Genomic DNA, 21,117 nt, shown 5'->3' on the forward strand with positions numbered 1-21,117 from the left:
TCACTTCTCCTTGGGGGCGTCGCGCCACTGGGACCGGAGTTCGGCGACGGGGGTCTCCGATGCGAATCGGGCTGTGTCGAATGGGGCGGTGGCGATGCGGATACCATTGTCGCCGTTGATGATCAGGAGGCTGCCGAGCTTATCGCGCAGGCCGTCGGTGCGTGCGAAGGATCGCGCGAGGGTCGTGGCGCCGTCCCGGGTGCCGTCCGGGCCGACGCCGGGGCCGCACATCTCGATCGTGAGCGCGATCCGTCCGTCCGCTGCCTGGTCGGCACTGAAGGCGCCGCTGAAGTTGACGGGCTGGTCGAGCTCGGCGAGTCCTTGCCCCGCACGCTTGATGGCGGGCCCGATGCCCTCGTTGTAGACGATGAAGTCCTCGCCGGCGCACTCCGGCAGGGCGACCATCGAGCCGGAGACGGGGTACTTCGTCACCGTCGAAACGGCGCCGCAGCCGGCGAGGGCGAGGCCCGCGAGGGCGACCGCGGGGGCGGCGATCAGGGAGCGACGCATTTTGACTCCTTGTGTCGTGTGTTTGATACAAGGAGTTGATCACGAGGCCTCGCAATGTGTCAACTGTTTGAAACAATCGGCGAGGGGGCGACGCCGTCGTGCGGCACGATCTCGGATTCTGTCCGGGTCGGACAGCGTGTCCGGAACGGACAGAATTCGAGAGTCGTCCAGCAGCGCGATCGGCCTCCCGGAAGGGGAGCGTCAGCGGGGCGTCGCGGTCGCGGATGCCGAGGCGGCAGCGGGCGTCGAGGACGCGGGCTTCGACGTCGCTCCGGGCTTCGCCGGCGTGCCCGGCTTCGCGGCCGTACCCGGCTTCACTGCGTCGACGCCGGGCGGCAGCACGGCCGCGACGGCCGGGTACTCCACCGACAGACGCAGGTTCAGCACCGGACCGTTCGGAGTGTTCGGCATGGCCTTGCGTACGTTGTCCATCAGCTGCGACAGCTGGATCCCCACGCCGGTCGCGCTGCCGTTCGGGAACGCGGCGAGGATCGGCTGGAGCAGGCTCACCAGCATCGGCGACGCGGTCTTCAGGCCCTCCAGCGCCTGCGGCGTGAGGATCGCCTGCAGCCCGGCGACGAGCCCGGTGCGCTCGTCGTTGAGCCCGTCCTGCACGGCGAGCGTCTTCTTGCTGTCGCCGTTGTGGAGCGGCTTATGGTCGAGGCCCGCCTGGAACGCCGGGATCATCGCGGCGAGCGCGGGATCGGCGGCCTGGAGGGCGGCTACCACCGTCGGGAAGGTCTGAGCGGTGGAGAGGCGCTGCGTGTCCTGCATCGTCTGCGCGACGCTCCCGAGTGCCGTGAGCAGCGGCAGCATCGCCTCCGACGAGGCGTCGAAGTTCATCAGCAGCTCGCTCATGCGCGGCCGCAGGGCGTCGTCGTTCACGTCGCCGAGGGTGGTGATCATGTTCGACACCGTGTTGTCGGTGATCCGCCGCGTCGGGGCGAGCTCGGCGCCGTCCTGCAGTGCGCCGCCGCCCTCGTGCGGGGTGAGGATCACCTCGGAGACGCCGAAGAGGTTGCCCGCGGAGAACGCCGCCTCCACGTTGTTGGTGAGGCTGCGGCCCTGGGGGCCGTCGAGGCGCAGCGTCACGCCCTGCTGCGCATTGCCGAGCGACCGGATCCCGGTCACGGAGCCCACGTCGAGCCCCTGGATCCGCACCTTCGCGCCCTCGACGATCCCGGCCGCCACCGTCGGCGTGCGAAGGGTGAGCGTGAAGACGTCCTGCGGGCGCAGTGCCTGCACGCCCCACACCGCGAGGGCGAGAAGTGCCGCGCACAGGCTGAACGCGACGCCACGTCGCCGGAGCTGGGCGTGCGTCGGGGAGAAGCCGGGCACCGGTGCAAGATCCACAGATAGACAAATTATCCGTAGTTGTCTGAAATCCATGCTCCGGCACGGTGCATTGTGCCGACACTCACGTCGCGCACCAGCCTGTGATGGCCGTCACGACGGGCCTCGCGGTGGCACCGTCGCCTGCTTGGAACGCCCTAGTCGATCTGCCCGACCGGCGTGCGCTTCTCCGCCTGGAAGGCGTCCTCGGCGCGGCCGCGCGCCCAGTAGCCGGAGATCGAGAGGCGCTCGCGCGGCACCGCCAGCTCGCGCAGGACCTTGCGGATCGCCTTGATCGACTCGCGCTCGCCGTGGACGAAGACGTGCGTCGTGGCGCGATCCGCGGGCCAGTCCGCGACGGCCACCTGGCGCGCCAGGAAGTCGACGTCGGTCACGTCGGGGTTGACGGCCCACCGCACGTCCACGCCCGACGGTGCCGTCAGCGCGATCCGGTCGGCATCGCTCTCGACCTCGATGATCGCGGCGCCCCGCGCGTCGGCCGGAAGCGCCTCCAGGGCGGCAGCGATCGCGGGCACCGCCGAGAGATCGCCGGCCAGGAAGTGCCACGCGGCGGCGGGGTCGGGGGAGTACGCGCCGCCCGGCCCCATGATGGTGATCGTGTCGCCCGGTTGCGCGCGCCGCGCCCACGGGCCGGCCAGTCCCTCGTCGCCGTGGACGACGAAGTCGATCGCGATCCGGCGCTCGGCACGGTCGAAGGACCGCACGGTGTAGGTGCGGGTCGCGTCGCCGAAGGCGAGCTTGACGTAGGCGTCCGTGCTGGGCAGGCCGGGGAGTTCGGGGTCGCCGAAGGAGGCGAGACTCTCGCCCTCGGCGATCACGCGGACGAGGTGGGCGCCGATCGTCTCGGTGCGCACGACCGTGACCTCGAAGGTCGGCCGCGCGCGGCGGGCGGGTGCGGGAGCTGTGTCGGTACGCGATTCAGTCATGGCATCCACCGTACGCCTCAAAAATTAGGGTTACCTAATCGACGGATCTCGGCAGGGGTTTGCTATTCAGAACGCTCCGATATGCACGGAGCCGGGACTAGCATCTTCCACCATGAGCGCAGATGCCCCGAACGGCAAGGACCTTCGCAAGCGCGTCTCCCGGTCCGCCCAGGCGGAATTCACTCCGGACGGCCGCGACCCCGTCGACATCATCCGCGAGCAGAACAGCACCCGCATCCAGGAACTGGTGCCGGAGCGGATCTCCCGGATGCTGCACTCGCCGTTCTCCTTCTACCGCGGCGGGGCGGCGCTCATGGCGCACGATCTGGCGGGGGAGGCGAACACCGGGCTCACCGTGATGAGCTGCGGCGACGCGCACATCTCCAACTTCGGTCTGTTCGCCTCGCCGGAGCGGCGGCTCCTGTTCGACGTCAACGACTTCGACGAGGCCGGGATCGCCCCGTGGGAGTGGGACGTGAAGCGGCTCGCCGGCAGCGTCATGATCTCGGCGCGCGAGAACGGCTACACCGAAGACCAGGCGAAGAGCGCCGTCGCCGGTGCCGTCGGGATGTACCGCACCACGCTCGCGGAGCTCGTCCAGCTCAGCGCGCTGGACCGCTACTACGTCTCCGTCGACGTGGACACGCTCACGACGGCCGCGTCGGGCGACGAACCCCTCAAGGCCCTCATCCAGCACACCGCGAAGAAGGCTCGCAAGCGCACCTCGGCCCGCATGGTCGAGAAGATCACTGCGACCCGCGAGGACGGCGAGCTGCACATCGTGGCCGATCCGCCCACCCTGGTTCCGGCTCCGGCGGAGCTGGTGGAGGGCTTCGAGGGCGTCTACGACCGCTATCTCGACACGCTCCGCCCCGATGCGCGCGCACTGCTCGCGCAGTTCCGCGTGCTCGATTGGGCACTGCGGGTCGTCGGCGTCGGCAGCGTCGGTACTCGCTGTTTCATCGTGCTGCTGGGGCGTGAGACCTCCGAAGGCAACACCGAGACGCTGTTCCTCCAGGTCAAGGAGGCGACCCAGTCGGTGCTGCAGACCTACGGCAAGCTCGGCCCGTCGATCATGCCGCCCGGGGCGCCGGCCACCGGCACCCAGGCGTGGCGGGTCATGGCGGGGCAGCAGATCCTGCAGTCGCACGCCGACTCGTTCCTCGGCTTCACCCCGACGTTGCGCGGTCACGACTTCTACTGGCGCCAGTTCCGCGACATGAAGGGCTCCGTGGCGACGGAACTGCTGACCCACGATCAGTTCGAGCGCTACGGCCAATCCTGCGCAGGGGTCCTGGCGCGTGCGCACGCCCAGTCGCCGCAATCCGCCGTGGCATCCGCGTACCTGGGCAAGTCCACCGAGTTCGACGAGGCTGTGGCCACGTTCGCCACCGCCTACGCCGACCAGAACGAAAAGGATTACGCCGCAGTGCAGGCCGCCGTCAAGGCGGGTGTCCTACCCTGCGCCGAAGTGGCGGTCGCGCAGTCTTAGCGCGACCTTGACGGCGCCGGACCTTCCGCCTGCGCCGCGGCCCGAGTAGACCGGTAGACGTGACTCTGATGGAGGTTCTGCCCTCACTCGCCCGCGCCGGCATCGCCCGGTCCTTCGATCCCACGATCTGGCCCGAAGGCACCGCGATGGACGGCGACGAGGTCCTCATAGCAGGCGTCCCGGCGGCCGCCCTGGCCGACGGCGGACCGTCGGCCTACCCCGTGGTGGTGAGCCGGATCAGCCGGCTCGTGCGCTCGGGCCCCGTGGTCCTGTGCGACGTCGCGGGGCAGCTGCCGCCGCACGCGCGTCTCGCCGATGTCGCCTGGCCCGGCGCCCGGCTCGCGGGGGCCCGCATGCGGCAATTGCTGGTGCGCGGGTCCGACGGTGCGCGGCTCGCCGCCCGCGTCGAGGTCCCCGTCGACGTCCCCGTGGACGCCCCGATCGCCCTGGCGCTCGCGCTGCCGCACGGCCTTGCTACCCCCGGTTCCCGGGCCTGGTGGCCCGCCGCGGAGGCGCACCGGAGCCTCGAGCGCCTGGCCTGAGCGACGTCACCGTCGGGCGAGCAGGCCCGGTCGATTAGGCTTCGTGCGTGCACAATTTCCGCGATGCCGCAGGTGCGGACGGCTACCCCGCCGACGGGGGCCGGATGCGCCGGGGCCTGCTCTTCCGGTCCAGCGCCCTCGACGCCGAGGCGATCGATCCCGCCCGCCTCGCGGAGGCCCGCCTGGCGGACGTCTTCGACCTCCGCATGACGGTGGAGGTGACCCCTAAGCCCGACGTCGTGCCCGACGGTGCGCGGTACGTGCGGCTCAACGTGATCGGTGACGACGTCGAGCTCGGCGCGCTGGATCCCAAGTCGCTCAAGGACGCCGCGGGCGCCCGCGAGCTGCTCTCCGACGTCTACCGCATGTTCGTCAGCGAGGAGAACGCCCGCGCGCAGTTCGCGGCGCTCGTGCGCGCGGTCGCCGACGAGGAGCGCCCGCAGGTCTTCCACTGCACCGCCGGCAAGGATCGCACGGGCTGGGCCGCGGCGGTCGTGCAGCGTATCCTGGGCGTCTCGCCCGACGACGTGATGGCCGACTACCTGCTGACCAACGAGTACTCCGCCGCCGTGATCGACAAGATCGCGGCCGGGGCCGCTGCCGAGCGGGGCGAGGCGATCGGCGAGGCCGCTCGGGTGCTGGCGGGGGTCTTCCCCGAGGCGCTGACCGCGGCCTTCGACGAGGCCGACGCCCGGTACGGCGGCTTCGACGCGTACGTGCGCGAGGGCCTCGGGATCGACGACGCTGTCATCGCCCGGCTGCGTGCGAAGCTCGTCGCGTAGCGCGGACTCCTAGCCGAGCTTGCGGCCGCGGGTCGAGAAGCGTCCGTCGTCCTGGGTGAATCCCGCGGAGTCGACGGAGCACTCCAGGCCGCCGTCGCTCAGCGCGGTGCACGAGGCGCCGTGCACCGACAGCCGGGCGCCCGCGGGTAGTTCGCGGGGGCGCTCCTGGACCGTCAGCGTGTCGAGGTAGCGCCAGCCGCGGTCCGTGACCTCGACGGCCTCGGGCCGGACGGTGCGGTTCTTCGCCGTGATCCGGGTGCCCGCCGGCGCGGAGATCCCGCACCGGACCGTGGTGGGATCCGACGCGATGGTGCACACGCGCTTGCCGCCGTCGTAGCGGTACAGGAACGCGTACCCGCCCCCGTCCGTGCGATAGCGGTCGGCGTCCACCGCCGGTTCCGCGGCCGCGGGCACGGCGACCACGAACGCACCGGCGACCATCGCCGACACCAGGAGGGCACGCTTCATGCACGCCACTGTACCGCGCATGCACCGCGACTAGCAGGGCTAACGGCCGCGCACACGCACGATCCGGTCGTCGCCGGGGCGCGGATCGCCGCGCCCGTCGGTGTTGTTCGTGAGGATCCATGCGGAGCCGTCCGGCGCGCGCACCACGTCGCGCAGGCGCCCGAGGCTCGCGCGGTACTGCTCCGACGCCGTGGCGGTCGCGGCGAGCGGGACCGTCCGCAGCCGCTCGCCGCGGAGGTTCGCGATGAGCAGATCGGAGCCGACGACGGCGATCCCGCTCGGGCTCGCGGACGACGTCGACCACTGCTGCAGCGGGTCCACGAAACCCTCGCGTCGCCCGATGCCCTCGACCTCCGGCCAGCCGTAGTTCGCGCCCGGGCGGATGAGATTGAGCTCGTCCCAGGTGTTCTGGCCGAACTCGCTGGCGTACAGGGCGCCATCGGGCCCCCAGGCCAGCCCCTGCGCGTTGCGGTGGCCCAGGCTGTAAACGAGGGAATCGGGGAACGGATTGTCGGCGGGCCGCGCCCCGTCGGGAGTCATCCGGAGGATCTTGCCGCCGAGCGCCCGCGGGTCCTGGGCGTCGTCGGGTCGTCCCGCGTCGCCGACGGTGGCGTACAGCATCCCGTCGGGCCCGAAGGCGATGCGGCCGCCGTTGTGGATCGACGCCGCGGGCAGGCCCGTGAGGATCGTGCGCGCCGGCCCGAGGGTGCGCGCGCCCGCCGCGCCCTGCAGCGGCATCCGGACGATCCGGTTGTCCGTCGCGGTGGTGAGGTAGGCGAACAGGTCGCCGTCGCGAACAGCGATCCCGAGCAGGCCGCCCTCGCCGCGCGCCGCGACGCCGTCGATCCGGCCGACCTCGCGGGGCTTGCCGTCGACGATCTCCACGACGCGGCCGCGGTCCCGCTCGCTGACCAGGGGCGCACCGTCGGCGAAGGCGATCGACCAGGGCGCGTCGAGCCCCGTCGCGATCGTGTCGTCGAGCGCGGGCCCGGCGCTCGCGCTCGGCGCCGCGGTCTCCGACGGTGCGCCGCCGCCGCCGCCGCACGCTGCGAGCGAGAGCGTCGCGAGCAGCGCGATCGCAACGCCGCGGTGCCGGATCGGGGTGCGCATGGGTCCACAGTAGGGCGGAACGTCCGATTCCACCGGCGTTGCGACTGCGATCGATGCTTGACTGGGCGCGTGGACGCGCTGACCGGATTCGCGGGCTGGATCCCCTTCGCCGAGCTGCCCTCGGCCGACGTGCCGCGCGACCCGGGCGTCTACGTGGTCGTGCGGCCGTCCGACGCGCCGCCCGTCTTCCTGGACGTGTCGCCCGCCGGTCACTGGAAAGGGAAGGATCCGACGGTGCCCGTCGCCGAGCTCGAGCGGCGCTGGGTCGCGGGGGAGCGGGTCGTGTACATCGGCAAGGCGGGTGCCGGCCGTCGCGGGCTGCGCAAACGGCTCGACGAGTACCGCCGTTACGGAGCGGGCGAGCGCGTCGGGCACTCGGGCGGCCGCCGGATCTGGCAGCTCGCAGACCACGGCGACCTGCTCGTCGCGTGGTGCGAGACCGCGGACGACGACGCCGCACCCACCGAGAGCTCCATGCTCGCCGCCTTCGCAGCGCAGCACGGGCGGCTTCCCTTCGCCAACATGCGGCGCTGAGCCCCGCGTGCAGGCGATTTCTCCTCCGCGCGAGGCATGGGGTAATCTCCTACAGCACCGCGAGAGCGGCCACGGGCTGTGGCGCAGCTTGGTAGCGCACCTGACTGGGGGTCAGGTGGTCGCAGGTTCAAATCCTGTCAGCCCGACCAGAAGTCCCGAGACACACGGTGTCTCGGGACTTTTCGGTTTCCGGGGCAGGCCGCTCAGGTGCCGATGGAATCAGCGGCCGCTGCGCGGGGTTGGCCCTGACATGGGCGACGAACGGGAGAACGCGCACGCACTCTGGGTCTCGGCGCATCCGCGGCCGGAATCGCTGACGGCCACGCTGCGCGACGCGGGGGTGGAACGGCTCCGGGCGGACGGCTGGTCGGTCGACGTGGCGGACCTGTACGCGGAGGGCTTCGACCCGGTCCTGGTCGACGAGGGCGGCGCGGACGTCCGCGCGGAGCAGCGCCGCCTCCTCGCCGCCGATCTCGTGGTGCTGCAGTTCCCGCTGTGGTGGTACGGCCCGCCGGCGATGCTCAAGGGCTGGATCGACCGGGTCTTCGAGCGGGGCTTCGCCTACGACGTCCCGGATCCGGCCACCGGGCGCAACCGTAAGTACGGCGACGGGGGCCTCGCCGGCCGGAGGGCGCTGGCCGTCGTCACCGCCGGCGACCGGGCGAACTCGATCTCGCCGCGCGGTATCAGCGGCGACGTCGAGGACCTGTTCTGGCCGCTGCTGCACGGCACCTTCTGGTACACGGGCATGGAAGCGCTTGCACCGCATCTGATCACGGACGTGCACGGGATCGACGCCGACGGTGTGCGTCGCCTCGCGGACGGTCTCGCCGAGCGGCTCGGCACCGTCGGGACCGAGGAGCCGATCCCGTACCTGCCCATGACGGACGAGTACTACGACCATTCGATCGCCCTGCACCCGCACGTTGCGGCGGGGCTGGCGGGCGGGCCGGCGCACCGGCATCGGTCATAGGCCGTGCAGCGCCGCGAACGGGTCCTGCGTGGAGTCCGTCCGGTAGTCGAGCTCGGCCATGCCCGTCGCCTCCGCGGCCACGTCGTCCCCGTAGAGCGCCCGGATGAGGGCGACCGTCATGTCCATCCCCGCGGCCACGCCCGACGAGGTCCAGCGGTCGCGGTCCTCCACCCAGCGGGCGTGCGGCACCCACTCGACGGTGCTGCCGAAGGTCTCGACCCAGCGGAAGGCGTACTTGTTCGACGTCGCGCGGTATCCCTCGAGCAGGCCCGCCGCTGCGAGCAGCGCGGAGCCGGTGCAGACGGACGTCACCAGCCGGGCGGCCGTGCCGTGGCCGCGCAGCCAGGCGAGGAAGGCCTCGTCGGTGATGACCTCGCGCGTGGCGAGGCCGCCCGGTACCAGGATGATGTCCGGCGCGGGTGCCGCGGCGTAGGTGTGGTCGGCGTTGACCGTGACGCCCTGAGAGCTGCGCACGGGCGCCTCGCCGGGGGCGAGGAAGGTGACCGCGAACTGCTCCGGCAGCAGGCCGAACAGCTCGACGGGGCCGAAGACGTCGAGCAGCTCGAAGCCGCCGAACAGGACGATCTGCACGGAGCGCGGGGCCATGCCCCGACCGTACGGGAACCCGCCCGCGGGCGGCCGGGCGCTGCACCATGCATGATGGGCCCATGAGTCTTTCCGACAAGGTCACCGAGCTCGGCGCGTGGGGTCTCGAGAACGGGCACCGCGCCCTGCTCGCGATCACGGGCGGCCGCTTTCCCAAGCGCGTGCTCGGCATGCAGACCCTGGAACTGCACACGATCGGCCGGAAGTCCGGGCAGCGTCGCTCGACGATGCTCACGGCGCCCATCTACGGGCCCGACCGCGTCGTGGTCGTCGCGTCCAAGGGCGGGCACTCGGACAACCCGGACTGGTTCAAGAACCTGGCGGCGAATCCCGACGTGGAGATCACCGTCGACGAGGTCACGAGCCCGTGGACCGCCAAGGCCGCCGACCCGGACGAGAAGTCGCAGCTGTGGCCGCAGATCACCAAGGTCTACAGCGGCTACGACGGCTATCAGAAGCGCACCGACCGGGACATCCCCGTGGTTGTGCTCACTCCGCGCTGACGCGTCCCCGATTCACGCGCACCGATTCGGCGCCCCGGCTACGGTTCCGGACATGACGAATCAGCGTGTGAAGAAGTTCGCCACTGTCCTCGCAGTGCCGGCGGTCGTGGTCCTCGGCGCCACCGGATGCTCGCAGACCACCGGCGGTGACCCCGTGGCGGCGAGCACTTCCGCCACCACGTCCGCAGCGCAGTCCGCCGCCGCGTCCACCGCGGCCAAGCCCGGCGACTGCGCGGCGGTCTCGGGCCGGGTGCTGACGCTGCCGAAGAAGGCGGCGGGGGAGCCCGTGCTCGGGCTGCCGCAGCCGGCCGGATGGGAGCGGGAGACCTCCCAGGACTCCGACGTGATCCGCGGCGCCATCGTCAACAAGGACCTGGTGAGCGACGCCTTCGCCGCGAACGCGGTGATCACACTCGAGAACGCCAAGGGCATGACCGCCCAGCAGGCGCTCGACTCCCAGGTGGACTCGCTGCGCCAGGGCCTCAAGGTCACGGGCCTGCAGCCCGTGCCCGGCACCCTCTGCGGCTACCCGAGCACCACTGTCACCTACACGATGCCCGGCAGCACCCCGAACCATAAGTCGACCACCCTCGCGGTCTCCATCCCCGACGGCGTGACCCTCTGGTCGGTCACCATCACCGTGCAGTCCAAGATGCCCGACGATCCGCTCTACCGGCGCGACTCGCAGGCGATCCTGACCGGGCTGCAGATCACGAAGTGAGGACCGGCGGTGGCGCCGAGCGCGGCGCCACCCGCTGTCACCTCCCGAACGCCGGATCCCGCCCGATGAACGCCATCAGCGAGGTCACCTCGTCGGTGCCGGAGGGCACGGGGATCGGCGCGCCGAACTGGCCCGACTCCTGCAGCATCGGCCCCATCGACTCGAGCCCGCCGTGCAGCGCCTTCGCGAACGCGGGATCGAGATCCGGGGTGATGCCGTTCGAGCGACCCAGGTCCCAGGAGTGCATGAAGACGTCCGCGGTGTAGAACTGGTCGACCAGCGCGTCCAGCGGCTTCTCCCCGAACATCTGCGTGGTGAGCACCCGCGACGCGTCCGGTGCGTCGAGCAGGGCCTGCACCGCCTCGGTCAGTTGGCCGAAGGCCGCCGCCGGCTCCGCCGCGTCCGAGGGGGCGCCGGGCAGCTCCACGCCGTTCATGGCGAGGAACCCGGGCAGCCACTCGACGAGATGGCCGACCACCTCGCGGGCCTTCCACTCGGGGACGGGCGTCTGCGCGTCCCAGTCGGTGATCGCGCCGGCGATGCCGGCGAAGGTGGCCGCGGCGGCGCGGTGCCGTTCGGCGGGGGAGAGCGTGCTGAGTTCGGTCATGGCGCCACTCTGGCACGGGCCACCGACAGGCGCGTGGCCTACCGTGAACATCCGTGACCGAACACCTGAGCATCCCCACCGCCGCGGGCTCCTTCGACGCGATCGCCGCCGGCCCCGAGGACGGACGTCCCGTGCTGTTCCTGCACGGCTTCCCCGAGGCCGCGATCGCCTGGCGGCACCAGGTCGCGGTGTTGGGGGAGCGCGGATTCCGCGCGGTCGCGGTCGATCAGCGCGGCTATTCGCCGGGCGTGCGGCCCGAACGGCCCGCCGAGTACGGGATCTCCGAGCTGATCGGCGACGTGGTGGCGATCGCCGACGCCCTCGGTTGGGAGCGGTTCGACCTCGTCGGGCACGACTGGGGCGGCGCGGTGGCCTGGTGGACCGCCACCGACCACCCGGACCGGCTGCGCTCGCTCGCCGTCGTCTCCACGCCCCACCCGGCCGCCCTCGCCGTCGCGCTGAAGACGGACGAGGACCAGGCCAACCGGTCGCGGTACATGACGGAATGGCGCGCCACCCCGGCCACGGAGAACGCCATGCTCGCCGACGACGCCCGCGCGCTGCGGCAGATCTTCGGGCGCGACGTGCCCCGCGACTCGGTCGACGACTACGTCCAGCGCCTGCAGGAGCCGGGCGCCCTCACCGCCGCCCTGAACTGGTACCGCAGCGGCCGCCCGCCGGCTGCCCTCGGCACCGTCGACACCCCGGTCCTGTACGTCTGGCCGACCGAGGATGTGGCCTTCGGCGACGTCGCCGCCCTCGGGACCGCCGCGCACTGCAGCGGGCCGTACCGGTTCGAGATGCTCGAGGACGTCTCGCACTGGGCGCCCGAGCAGGCGCCCGAGGCGATCACCACGATGCTGCTCGAGCACCTCGACGCGACCTGAGTGGGCCCTATCCGGGAGCGATCTCCGGCGCATGCGTCACCGGACAGCTGAGCGACGCCGCGATGTAGCACTGCTCGCCCGCCTCGTGATGCAGCGCCCGTGCCAGCTCGGCGTCGGCGCCCGGGGCGAGGACCACCCGCGGCCGGAGGTCGATGGAGGTGAATCGCCCACCGCCGCCGGGCGTCTCGACCATCGTGCCGACGGCGGCGTCCACGTAGTCGAGCACCACGACGCCCCGCAGCGCGCACAGCGCGAGGTACGAGAGCATGTGGCAGTTCGCCGCCGCCGCGACGAGGAGCTGTTCGGGGTTCCAGAGCGCGGGGTCGCCGCGGAAGTGGGGGTCCGCCGAGGCGGCGATCGACGCCGCCGCCGCGGAGCTGAGCCGGTGTTCCCGCGGGTAGGAGCGGTAGTCGGCCGTGCCCTCGGCCGAGGACCATTCGACTTCGACGGAGTAAGTGTGCTCGTTCACCCCGCAATCGTCCCCCTGTTGTGTATCTAATGGGGAGCATGTTGCACAGGCGAAAGAAGTCCACCACCGTCCGGGTCGTCAGCGCGCTGGCGGCCGTGAGCCTCGTCGCGGCGGGCTGCGGCACGTCGGGCGACGACGCGGCGTCGTCGAGCACGGCCGCCGGGTCCTCGTCGAACGCCGCTCCCAGCAGCGTCGACCGCCCCGCGCCCGCGGGCGGAGCCGATGACGCCGGCGCCACGGAGAAGGCCCGCGCGCTCGCCGACGCGGTCACGCTCGACGGTGCGGTCAAGCACCTGGAGGCGTTCCAGGACATCGCGAACCGCAACGGGGGCAACCGCGCCCTGGGCTCGCCCGGCTACGAGCAGAGCGTCGAGTACGCCGAGAAGGTGCTCCGCGACGCCGGCTACACCCCGCAGCGCCAGGAGTTCTCGACGGCCGTCTGGTCCGCGTCCAAGGTCGACGTGCAGGCCGCCGGCGCGCCCGTGAAGGCCGCGGCCCTCTCGTTCTCGGGCGCCACCGAGGGCACCGTCACCGCCAAGGCCGTCGTCACCGGCACGCAGGGCTGCACCGACGCCGACCTCGCCAAGGTCACCGCGGGCTCGATCGCGGTGGTGCAGCGCGGAAAGTGCACCTTCGGCGAGAAGTACAAGGCCGCTGCCGCGAAGGGCGCCAAGGCGCTCGTCATCACCAACAACCAGGCCGGCGACTGGAAGGGCGGCACGCTGGGCCTCGACGACGGTGCCTCCATCGCCGTCGTGGGCGTCGCGCAGGACGCGTCGATCGCCGACGGCCAGGACATCACGCTCACCGTCGACGCGAAGACCCAGAAGGCGAAGACCTGGAACATCCTCGCGGAGACCACCAAGGGTGACGACGCCAACGTGCAGATGGTCGGCGCGCATCTCGATGGCGTCACCGAGGGCCCCGGCATCAACGACAACGGCACCGGCTCCGCCGCGGTCCTGGAGACCGCCGCCAAGCTCGGCGCGGGCGCGGACGTCAAGAACAAGGTCCGCTTCGCGCTGTGGGGCGCGGAGGAGGAGGGCCTCGTCGGCTCGGAGCACTACGTCAAGGAGCTGAGCGAGGAGCAGGCGTCGAAGATCAAGCGCTACCTCAACTTCGACATGCTGGGCTCGCCCAACGGCGGCTACTTCACCTTCGACGGTGACGGCTCGTCCAAGCTCGAGGGGGGTGCAGGCCCGGCCGGATCGGGCGTGATCGAGCAGGTCTTCCGCAACTACTTCGCGTGGCGCAACGTGCCGGTCGAGGCCTCCGCCTTCGACGGCCGCTCGGACTACGGGCCCTTCAAGGACGCAGGCATCGCCGCCGGCGGCATGGACACGGGAGCGGACGGCAAGAAGACCGAGGAGCAGCAGCGGCAGTGGGGCGGCACCGTCGGCGACATCTTCGACCCGAACTATCACAGCCCGCGCGACACGATCGAGAACGTCAACCGCGACATGTACCGCATCGCGCTCGGCTCGGTGGGCTTCTCCACGGCGTACTTCGCGGCACTCTGACGCACCGGTAGTCTCGACTGCGCAAGCGGTCGAGTGATTCACAGTGCGTGATGTAGTGCGGAGGTCCGGTGGGCAGGTTCAGCAACAAGATGTGGAAGGTGCTCGGCGCGCAGAGCACACGGAACCAGACCCGGTCCGTCGCGCTGATCGAGCAGTCCGCCGCATTCGACGAGTGGGCGCAGGGGCTCTCCGACGACGAGTTCCCCGACGCCGCGCTGGCGCTGGACGTCTACGCCGCCAAGTCGGACGATCGCGCGAAGTTTATCGCGATCGCCCGCGAGGGCGCCGACCGCGCACTGGGGCTGCGTCCCTTCGACGTCCAGCTGCAGGGCGCCGACCGGCTGCTCGAGGGCGACGTCATCGAGATGGCCACCGGCGAGGGCAAGACCCTCGCCGGGGCCGTCGCCGCCGCGGGCATGGCCCTCGCCGGCCGCTCCGTGCACGTGATCTCGCCGAACGACTACCTCGCCCGGCGCGACGCGGAGTGGATGAAGCCCTTCTTCGACCTGCTGGACGTCACCGTCGGCTACGTCGCCGAGTCGTCCACCCGCGAGGAGCGGCGCGCGGCCTACGCCAAGGACGTCGTCTACGGCTCGGTCAACGAGATCGGCTTCGACGTGCTCCGCGACCAGCTCGCCACCCGCGCCGAGGACCTGCTGTCCCCGAAGCCCGACGTGGCGATCGTCGATGAGGCCGATTCGGTCCTGGTCGACGAGGCGCTCATCCCGCTGGTGCTGGCCGGTTCCGTCAGGGGCGACGTGCCGCAGGCCGCGATCATGGAGGTCGTCGCCCGGCTGCGCGAGGGCAAGCACTACGAGATCGATTCCGACGGCAAGTCCGCGTTCCTCACCGACGACGGCGCGAAGCTGGTCGAGGAGGAGCTCGGCGGCATCGACCTCTACTCCGACGCGCACGTCGCGTCGACGCTCCCGCAGGTCAACATCGCGCTGCACGCCTACTCGCTCGTCGAGCGCGACGTGCACTACATCGTGCGCGACGGCCAGGTGAAGCTCATCAACTCCTCCCGCGGCCGCGTCGCCGAGCTGCAGCGCTGGCCCGACGGCCTGCAGGCGGCCGTCGAGGCCAAGGAGGGGCTCTCGCAGACCGACTCCGGCGAGGTCATCGACACGATCACGGTGCAGGCGCTCCTGCAGCGCTACGCCCTGGTGTGCGGCATGACCGGCACCGCGATCGCCGCCGGCGAGCAGCTGCGCCAGTTCTACGACCTGGGCGTCTCGCAGATCCCGCCGAACACGCCGACCGTCCGCGTCGATCAGCCCATGCGGGTCTACGACAACAAGGGCAACAAGGTCGCGGGCATCGTCGACTACGTGCGCGAGGTGCACGAGACCGGCCAGCCGGTGCTCATCGGCACGCACGACGTGGCCGAGTCCGAGGAGCTCGCGCACATGCTCAAGATCTCGGGCGTGATCGCGACGGTGCTCAACGCCAAGAACGACGCCGACGAGGCGCGGATCATCGCCGATGCCGGCACCAAGGGCGCGGTCACCGTCTCGACGCAGATGGCGGGCCGCGGCACCGACATCAAGCTCGGCGGCCACGACGCCGGCGACGAGAGCGAAGAGCACGACGAGGTGGCCGAGCTGGGCGGCCTCGCCGTCGTGGGCACCGGCCTGCACGACACCGAGCGCCTCGACCAGCAGCTGCGCGGCCGGGCGGGCCGTCAGGGTGACCCGGGCACGTCGGTGATCTTCGCCTCCGTCGAGGACCCGATCGTGGAGCGGCACCTGCCGCGGGGGCGGCCGCCGGGCGGCGCCGACCCCGAGACCGGCGAGTTCCCGCGCGGCAAGGCGGCCGACCTGCTCGATTCGGCGCAGCGCGTCGCCGAGGGCGGGATGCTGGAGACGCACGCCAACACCTGGCGCTACAACCAGCTGGTCAACCAGCAGCGCGACCTCGTGATGGCGCGGCGGCACACCCTGCTCACCACCGACCGGCCGCTCACGGATTTCGCCGAGCTGGAGCCGGAGCGGCTCGCTGAGCTGCGCGAGGTGGGGATCTCCGACGAGGTGCTGGAGCAGGCGGCCCGCGAGGCCTTCCTGTACCACCTCGACCGCACCTGGGCGGAGCACCTCGCGTTCGTCTCCGAGGTGCAGACCACGATCCACCTGCGCGCGCTGGGCCGCCAGTCGCCGCTGGACGAGTTCCACCGGCTCGTGATCGAGGAGTTCCGCAAGCTCCCGGACGAGGCCGTGGGCCGCGCTCGGGAGACGCTGCGGGAGGCCGAGATCACCGACGACGGGATCGACCTCGACGGCGCCGACCTCGGTCGCAACACCCTGACCTGGACCTACATGGTCCACGACAATCCGTTCGCCACGAAGGGCATGGCGAACATGTTCGGAATGATCTGAGTCGACCATGAGCGAACCCGGGCGGTCCGCACCCGAGGCCGACGGCGCACCGTCGGCCCCGGGGAAGCCCCCGAGCCCGCTCAACGTGCCCAACGCCCTGAGCGTGCTCCGGCTGCTCGGCGTGCCGTTGTTCCTGTGGCTGCTCCTCGTGGAGCACGCCGACGCGTGGGCGCTGGTGGTGCTCATGGTGTCCGGGTTCACGGACTGGCTCGACGGCAAGCTCGCGCGGCTGCTGAACCAGCAGACGCGGCTGGGGGAGCTGCTCGACCCCGCGGCGGACCGGCTCTACATGATCGCGGTCCCCATCGCCTTCGGCATCCGGGGGATCCTGCCGTGGTGGGTGATCGGGCTGTTGATCGGCCGCGAGGTGGTGCTCGCCGGGACGGTGCCCTTCCTGCGCAGCCGCGGCATCACCGCGCTGCCGACGCTGTACCTGGGCAAGGCCGCGACCTTCGCCCTCATGTACGCGCTGCCCATGCTGCTGGCCGGCACCTTCGACAACACGCTCGGCGCGATCATGCACCCGCTGGGCTGGGCGTTCCTCATCTGGGGCCTGGGCATGTACTGGTGGACCCTGGTGCTCTACTGGTGGCAGACGGTGCTCGTGGTGCGTGATCTGCCGAAGGTCCGGTGACGGACGCGACGGGCGGCGCTGCTCCGTGGTTCGGAGCGCGCCGCCTGCCACCGGTGTGAGTCACTTCCGGAAGAGCTTCTCCACCACGTCGAGGGTGGCCATCGCCTGGTCGTAGTCGCTGCGCAGCGCCCAGTACGGCAGGTCGTAGGCGCGGCCGGCTCGGAAGGCGGGCAGCGCGTCGTACACCGGGTTCTTGCGAAGCGCCGCGACGTCGGTGGTGTTGGCGTTGAAGCCCATCACGAACACGGACGGCTGCGTGATCTCCTGGCTCACCTGCTCGGTCGAGAGCAGGAACATGTCGCCGCCGGGCGTGTACGGCTTGAACCGGCCCGAGGCGTACAGGGGCGCCGCGGGGATACCGAGCTGTGCGAACACAGTGGGGAGGCCGCGGGCCTCGTCGAGGACGTAGGTGCGGCCCTGCGCGGTGATGGTCAGGAAGACCGACGGGCCGGGCGGCGGCGTGATCCGGGACTTCACCTCGGCGATGCGGCTGGTGTACGCCGCCTCGGCGCGGTCGAAGTCGCCCTTGCGGTCGAAGACCTTCTCCGCCAGGAAGCGGTACTGGTCCTGCCAGGCGTCCATCTTCTCGAGCAGGACGGTCGGCGCGATGGCGGTCAGCTTGTCGTAGACCTTCTGCGCCTGTCCCAGCGGGTAACCGACACCGCCGCCGATGATCAGGTCGGGCTTCGCGGCCAGGATCGCCTCCAGGTCGTAGCCGTCGGCGGTCCAGGGCAACGTCGTGGTGCCCTGCTCCTTCGCCTTCGCGGTCCAGAGGATGTCCGTGCTGTTCTCCTTGAGGTCAGCGTCGCGGGGGACGACGCCCGCCACGGGCAGCCCCATGTCGAACAGGTAGCCCGCGAGGGCGCTGCTGATCACGACGATCCGCTTCGGGGCGGTCGGGACGTGCACGTCGCCCTGGATCGTCGCGACGGTGCGGGTCGCGGAGGTGTCGGCGTCCGCGCCGCCGCCGCAGCCGGCCAGCAGGAGCACGGCGGTCAGGATCGCGGCCAGGTAGGCCACGGGGGATCGGGACGGTAGGGGCACGGTGACTCCTCGGAAGGGATCGGAACGCCGGACGGTCCGGCATATCGCCTGAAACTACCCTTAGGCTAGGCTTAGCAAAATAGCCGGGGTGGACGGTGTGACGCGATGCGAGCGGAGGAGTGCGGGATGACGGTGCGCGACCCCGCAGCTCTCGACGCCGTCGCCGATCGGACTGCCCCGCAGACCGTTTCGCGGCGGCGCGTGCCGCTGGGCGCGGCCTGGCTCGGTGCGCTGGCGGTCCTCGGCGCGGTGTGCGTGCTCGGGCTCCTGATCGGCTCGGGCGACGTGCGCCTGTCGGCCGTGTGGCCGGCGCTCACCGCCCCCGACGGTTCGCCGACCCACGCCGCCGTCGACGCGCGCCTGGACCGGGTGCTGCTCGGCGTCGTCGCCGGGGCGGGCTTCGGCGTGGCGGGTGCGCTCATCCAGGCGCTGACCCGCAACCCGCTCGCGGACCCCGGGATCCTCGGCGTGAACGCCGGCGCGAGCTTCGCGGTGGCGGTGGGCGTGCTGGCCTTCGGGATCAGCCGCGTCGATCAGTACCTGCCCTTCGCCTTCGGCGGCGCGGTCGCGGCGACGGTGCTCGTCTACGGCATCGCGTCTCAGGGCCGCACGGTGCCGACGCCGGTGCGGCTGACGCTCGTCGGCGTCGCCCTCGCCGCGGTCCTGGGCGGCCTCACGCAGTCGCTGCGCCTGATCGACACGGAGACCTTCGATCGCATGCGGTTCTGGGGCGTCGGCACGCTCGCCGACCGGCCCGCCGAGTCGCTCGCCGTCGCCGGCCCGTGGATCGCGGCCGGCCTGGTGATCGCCGCGTTCTGCGCGCATCCGCTCAACGCGGTGGCGCTCGGCGAGGACCTGGCGGTCACGGTGGGCGCGAGGGTGGGCCGCACCCGCGTCCTGGTGGTCGTCGCCGTCACCGTGCTCTGCGGCGCGTCCGTCGCGGTGGCGGGCCCGGTCGCCTTCGTCGGCCTGATGGTGCCGCACGCGGTCCGCTGGTGGACCGGCCCCGACCAGCGCTGGATCCTCGCCTTCACCGTCGTGCTCGCGCCTGCGTTGCTCGTCGGGTCGGACGTGCTCGGTCGGGTCATGGCGCCGCACGAGGTCGACGTGGGCGTCGTGACGGCGCTGCTCGGCGCGCCCGTGCTGATCGCCCTCGTGCGCCGTCGCGGGGCGAGCGCGCTGTGACGGCCGGCGAATTGATCCCGGTGCGGGTGGGGCGGGTCAGCATGCTCGTCTCCCGCCGGGCGGTCGCGGTCGACGTGGCCGCCGTCGTGCTCATCGCCGCGCTCGCGCTCTGGGGTCTCACCCGCGGCGCGCAGGGGCTCGGGCTCGGCGACGTCCTCGACGTGGTGCTCGGCCGCGCGGACCGGATCACCACAACGGTGATCGTCGACTGGCGGCTGCCGCGGATCGTCGCCGCCGTGGTCCTCGGCGCCGCACTGGGATTCAGCGGCGCGGTCTTCCAGTCCCTGACGCGCAATCCGCTCGGCAGCCCCGACGTCATCGGCTTCACGCACGGCTCGCTCACCGGGGTGATCGCCGTGATCTTCCTGGGCGGCACCGGATTCGCGGCGGTCTCGGCCGGCGCGCTCGCGGGCGGTCTCGGCGCGGCGCTCCTGGTCTACCTGCTGGCCTTCCGTGACGGCGTGCAGGGCTTCCGCCTCATCATCGTCGGGATCGCGGTCGGGGCCTTCCTGACGGCGCTCAACGGGTGGTTCATGGTGACCGCCGACCTCGACGACGCCTACGCGGCCGCGGTCTGGGGTGCCGGCTCGGTCGCCACCGTCGACTGGCGCGCCGTGGCCTCCGCCGCGGCGGTGCTGCTGCTCGTGGCGCTGTGCGCACCCGTCGCCCAGCGCTGGATGCGGCAGATGGAACTGAGCGACGACGCCGCGGCGGCCACCGGCGTGCCCGTGGAGCGGGTCCGGCTCGCACTCGTGGTGCTCGGCGTCGCCGCGATCGCCGCCGTGACCGCGGTCTCAGGGCCGATCGGCTTCGTCGCGCTCGCCGCCCCGCAGATCGCGCGGCGCCTCACCGGGCGTGGCGCGACCGTCGACCTGGTGGGTTCCGCGATCGTCGGGGCGCTGGTGCTCGTCGCCGCGGATCTTGTGGCGCAGCACGTGATCCCGGGCGTGAGCCTGCCCGTCGGGGCCGTCACGGTGTGCCTCGGTGGTATCTACCTCGTGGTGCTGCTGGCGGTCGAGAGTCGCCGATGAGAAGGGATACTGATGTGACGAGCAGGTTGTCGGCGCGGTCGATCACCCTGGCGTACGGCGACCGCACCGTCGTCGAGGGTCTCGACCTGGAGGTGCCGGACGGGGAGCTCACGGTCATCATCGGTCCGAACGCCTGCGGCAAATCGACTCTCCTGCGCGCCCTCGCGCGCCTGCTGCGGCCGGCGGCCGGCACCGTCGAGCTCGACGGCCGGGACCTGCGCGAGCGCCCGACGCGCGAGCTCGCGCGGGAGGTCGGGCTGCTGCCGCAGAGCCCCGTCGCGCCCGAGGGGATCGGGGTCTTCGAGCTGGTCGCGCGCGGGCGGTACCCGCACCAGCGGCTGTTCGGCAGTTGGTCGCACGACGATCAGCGGGCGGTGGCCGAGGCGATGGAGGCCACGGGTGTGGCGGGGCTGCGCGACCGGCGCGTGGCGGAACTGTCCGGCGGGCAGCGGCAGCGGGTGTGGATCGCGATGGCGCTGGCCCAGGAGACGCCCGTCCTGCTGCTCGACGAGCCCACGACCTACCTGGACATCGCGCACCAGGTCGAGGTGCTCGAGCTGGTCCGGGGTCTGCGCGACGCGGGACGCACCGTGGTCGCGGTGCTGCACGAGATCAACCACGCGGCGCGGTACGCGACGAACGTCGTGGCCATGCGCGACGGGCGCATCGTGCGCCAGGGCGAGCCCGGCCGGATCATCACCGAGGACCTCGTGCGCGAGGTCTTCGACCTGGACGCTCGGGTGATCGCCGACCCGGATACCGGCACCCCGGTGGTGCTGCCGAGGTCGGCGTTGCGGACGGCGCCGACGCGGTAACCCGATGCGGCGCAGGTGACCGCGGGAATC

The 21,117-nt window shown here is 71.8% G+C and carries 23 protein-coding genes and 1 tRNA gene; 15 read left to right on the forward strand and 9 right to left on the reverse strand.

The genetic code is table 11. The annotated features are described in order from the left end of the window. The 3 genes from WFK95_RS05900 to WFK95_RS05910 all read right to left on the reverse strand — a co-directional run bounded on the left by WFK95_RS05900 (position 1) and on the right by WFK95_RS05910 (position 2,789). Positions 1–510 (reverse strand): hypothetical protein, encoded by a 510-nt coding sequence (locus WFK95_RS05900; protein WP_224647813.1) that lies wholly within the window; start codon positions 508–510, stop codon positions 1–3. 201 nt (positions 511–711) lie between these two features. Beyond that, a complete protein-coding gene (locus WFK95_RS05905; RefSeq protein ID WP_224647814.1) occupies positions 712–1,863 on the reverse strand; it encodes an MlaD family protein in 1,152 nt (383 codons plus the stop codon). A 137-nt stretch (positions 1,864–2,000) separates the two neighbouring features. Then, on the reverse strand, positions 2,001–2,789 hold the full coding sequence (locus tag WFK95_RS05910) for a siderophore-interacting protein (protein WP_224647815.1): 789 nt from the start codon (positions 2,787–2,789) through the stop codon (positions 2,001–2,003). Between the two features lie 112 nt (positions 2,790–2,901). Here WFK95_RS05910 and WFK95_RS05915 point away from each other — a divergent pair, with 112 nt between their 5' ends. The 3 genes from WFK95_RS05915 to WFK95_RS05925 all read left to right on the forward strand — a co-directional run bounded on the left by WFK95_RS05915 (position 2,902) and on the right by WFK95_RS05925 (position 5,605). Continuing rightward, positions 2,902–4,281 (forward strand): DUF2252 domain-containing protein, encoded by a 1,380-nt coding sequence (locus tag WFK95_RS05915; RefSeq protein ID WP_224647816.1) that lies wholly within the window; start codon positions 2,902–2,904, stop codon positions 4,279–4,281. A 68-nt stretch (positions 4,282–4,349) separates the two neighbouring features. After that, on the forward strand, positions 4,350–4,823 hold the full coding sequence (locus tag WFK95_RS05920; protein WP_336670157.1) for a hypothetical protein: 474 nt from the start codon (positions 4,350–4,352) through the stop codon (positions 4,821–4,823). Positions 4,824–4,870: 47 nt separating this feature from the next. Continuing rightward, positions 4,871–5,605: a tyrosine-protein phosphatase gene (locus tag WFK95_RS05925; protein WP_336670158.1), complete on the forward strand. Its 735-nt coding sequence runs from the start codon at positions 4,871–4,873 to the stop codon at positions 5,603–5,605. Positions 5,606–5,614: 9 nt separating this feature from the next. On the opposite strand, the gene WFK95_RS05930 is transcribed toward WFK95_RS05925, so the two are convergent. Both WFK95_RS05930 and WFK95_RS05935 read right to left on the reverse strand, forming a co-directional pair. After that, positions 5,615–6,073, reverse strand: coding sequence for a hypothetical protein (locus WFK95_RS05930; protein WP_336670159.1), 459 nt, complete (start codon positions 6,071–6,073; stop codon positions 5,615–5,617). A gap of 39 nt (positions 6,074–6,112) precedes the next feature. Further along, positions 6,113–7,183 carry a PQQ-dependent sugar dehydrogenase gene (locus WFK95_RS05935; protein ID WP_336670160.1) on the reverse strand — a complete coding sequence of 357 codons (1,071 nt, stop codon included), beginning with the start codon at positions 7,181–7,183 and terminating at the stop codon, positions 6,113–6,115. Positions 7,184–7,252: 69 nt separating this feature from the next. Between WFK95_RS05935 and WFK95_RS05940 the strand changes: the two genes are divergently transcribed. The 3 genes from WFK95_RS05940 (at position 7,253) to WFK95_RS05950 (ending at position 8,690) form a co-directional block, all read left to right on the forward strand. Next, positions 7,253–7,717: a hypothetical protein gene (locus WFK95_RS05940; RefSeq protein WP_336670161.1), complete on the forward strand. Its 465-nt coding sequence runs from the start codon at positions 7,253–7,255 to the stop codon at positions 7,715–7,717. Positions 7,718–7,789: 72 nt separating this feature from the next. Next, positions 7,790–7,866: transfer RNA gene (locus WFK95_RS05945), tRNA-Pro, on the forward strand. Between the two features lie 101 nt (positions 7,867–7,967). Then, the gene (locus WFK95_RS05950) at positions 7,968–8,690 is read left to right on the forward strand and encodes an NAD(P)H-dependent oxidoreductase (protein WP_336670162.1); all 723 of its coding nucleotides are present in this window, start codon (positions 7,968–7,970) and stop codon (positions 8,688–8,690) included. On the opposite strand, the gene WFK95_RS05955 is transcribed toward WFK95_RS05950, so the two are convergent. Continuing rightward, positions 8,685–9,296, reverse strand: coding sequence for a DJ-1/PfpI family protein (locus WFK95_RS05955; RefSeq protein ID WP_336670163.1), 612 nt, complete (start codon positions 9,294–9,296; stop codon positions 8,685–8,687). The genes WFK95_RS05950 and WFK95_RS05955 overlap by 6 nt on opposite strands. A gap of 62 nt (positions 9,297–9,358) precedes the next feature. On the opposite strand from WFK95_RS05955, the gene WFK95_RS05960 reads away from it, so the two are divergent. Beyond that, a complete protein-coding gene (locus WFK95_RS05960) occupies positions 9,359–9,799 on the forward strand; it encodes a nitroreductase/quinone reductase family protein (protein ID WP_336670164.1) in 441 nt (146 codons plus the stop codon). 52 nt (positions 9,800–9,851) lie between these two features. Next, positions 9,852–10,520: a hypothetical protein gene (locus WFK95_RS05965; RefSeq protein ID WP_336670165.1), complete on the forward strand. Its 669-nt coding sequence runs from the start codon at positions 9,852–9,854 to the stop codon at positions 10,518–10,520. Positions 10,521–10,557: 37 nt separating this feature from the next. On the opposite strand, the gene WFK95_RS05970 is transcribed toward WFK95_RS05965, so the two are convergent. Further along, the gene (locus WFK95_RS05970; protein ID WP_336670166.1) at positions 10,558–11,127 is read right to left on the reverse strand and encodes a maleylpyruvate isomerase N-terminal domain-containing protein; all 570 of its coding nucleotides are present in this window, start codon (positions 11,125–11,127) and stop codon (positions 10,558–10,560) included. 53 nt (positions 11,128–11,180) lie between these two features. Here WFK95_RS05970 and WFK95_RS05975 point away from each other — a divergent pair, with 53 nt between their 5' ends. Then, on the forward strand, positions 11,181–12,014 hold the full coding sequence (locus WFK95_RS05975) for an alpha/beta fold hydrolase (protein ID WP_224647827.1): 834 nt from the start codon (positions 11,181–11,183) through the stop codon (positions 12,012–12,014). Positions 12,015–12,021: 7 nt separating this feature from the next. Here the strand turns inward: WFK95_RS05975 and WFK95_RS05980 are convergent, their stop codons facing one another. Then, complete coding sequence (locus WFK95_RS05980) at positions 12,022–12,483, reverse strand: OsmC family protein (protein WP_224647828.1); 462 nt, start codon at positions 12,481–12,483, stop codon at positions 12,022–12,024. 38 nt (positions 12,484–12,521) lie between these two features. On the opposite strand from WFK95_RS05980, the gene WFK95_RS05985 reads away from it, so the two are divergent. The 3 genes from WFK95_RS05985 (at position 12,522) to WFK95_RS05995 (ending at position 17,012) form a co-directional block, all read left to right on the forward strand. Continuing rightward, positions 12,522–14,003 carry a M28 family peptidase gene (locus WFK95_RS05985; RefSeq protein WP_336670167.1) on the forward strand — a complete coding sequence of 494 codons (1,482 nt, stop codon included), beginning with the start codon at positions 12,522–12,524 and terminating at the stop codon, positions 14,001–14,003. Positions 14,004–14,071: 68 nt separating this feature from the next. After that, a complete protein-coding gene (gene secA2 / locus WFK95_RS05990; RefSeq protein WP_336670168.1) occupies positions 14,072–16,378 on the forward strand; it encodes an accessory Sec system translocase SecA2 in 2,307 nt (768 codons plus the stop codon). Between the two features lie 7 nt (positions 16,379–16,385). Further along, the gene (locus WFK95_RS05995) at positions 16,386–17,012 is read left to right on the forward strand and encodes a CDP-alcohol phosphatidyltransferase family protein (protein ID WP_224647831.1); all 627 of its coding nucleotides are present in this window, start codon (positions 16,386–16,388) and stop codon (positions 17,010–17,012) included. Positions 17,013–17,072: 60 nt separating this feature from the next. Here the strand turns inward: WFK95_RS05995 and WFK95_RS06000 are convergent, their stop codons facing one another. Beyond that, positions 17,073–18,056 (reverse strand): ABC transporter substrate-binding protein, encoded by a 984-nt coding sequence (locus WFK95_RS06000; protein WP_224647832.1) that lies wholly within the window; start codon positions 18,054–18,056, stop codon positions 17,073–17,075. 126 nt (positions 18,057–18,182) lie between these two features. Here WFK95_RS06000 and WFK95_RS06005 point away from each other — a divergent pair, with 126 nt between their 5' ends. Genes WFK95_RS06005 through WFK95_RS06015 form a run of 3 tightly spaced genes read left to right on the forward strand, consistent with a single transcriptional unit; the run spans position 18,183 to position 21,087 of the window. After that, complete coding sequence (locus WFK95_RS06005) at positions 18,183–19,241, forward strand: iron chelate uptake ABC transporter family permease subunit (protein WP_224647833.1); 1,059 nt, start codon at positions 18,183–18,185, stop codon at positions 19,239–19,241. Continuing rightward, positions 19,238–20,272 carry a FecCD family ABC transporter permease gene (locus WFK95_RS06010; protein ID WP_336670169.1) on the forward strand — a complete coding sequence of 345 codons (1,035 nt, stop codon included), beginning with the start codon at positions 19,238–19,240 and terminating at the stop codon, positions 20,270–20,272. Before WFK95_RS06005 ends, WFK95_RS06010 begins: the two co-directional genes overlap by 4 nt. Beyond that, positions 20,269–21,087 carry an ABC transporter ATP-binding protein gene (locus WFK95_RS06015; protein WP_224647835.1) on the forward strand — a complete coding sequence of 273 codons (819 nt, stop codon included), beginning with the start codon at positions 20,269–20,271 and terminating at the stop codon, positions 21,085–21,087. The genes WFK95_RS06010 and WFK95_RS06015 overlap by 4 nt, the downstream gene beginning before the upstream one ends. Positions 21,088–21,117 lie beyond the last annotated feature (30 nt).

Origin of the sequence: Tsukamurella sp. USMM236, from assembly GCF_037148755.1 — a bacterium.
Classification (GTDB): domain Bacteria; phylum Actinomycetota; class Actinomycetes; order Mycobacteriales; family Mycobacteriaceae; genus Tsukamurella.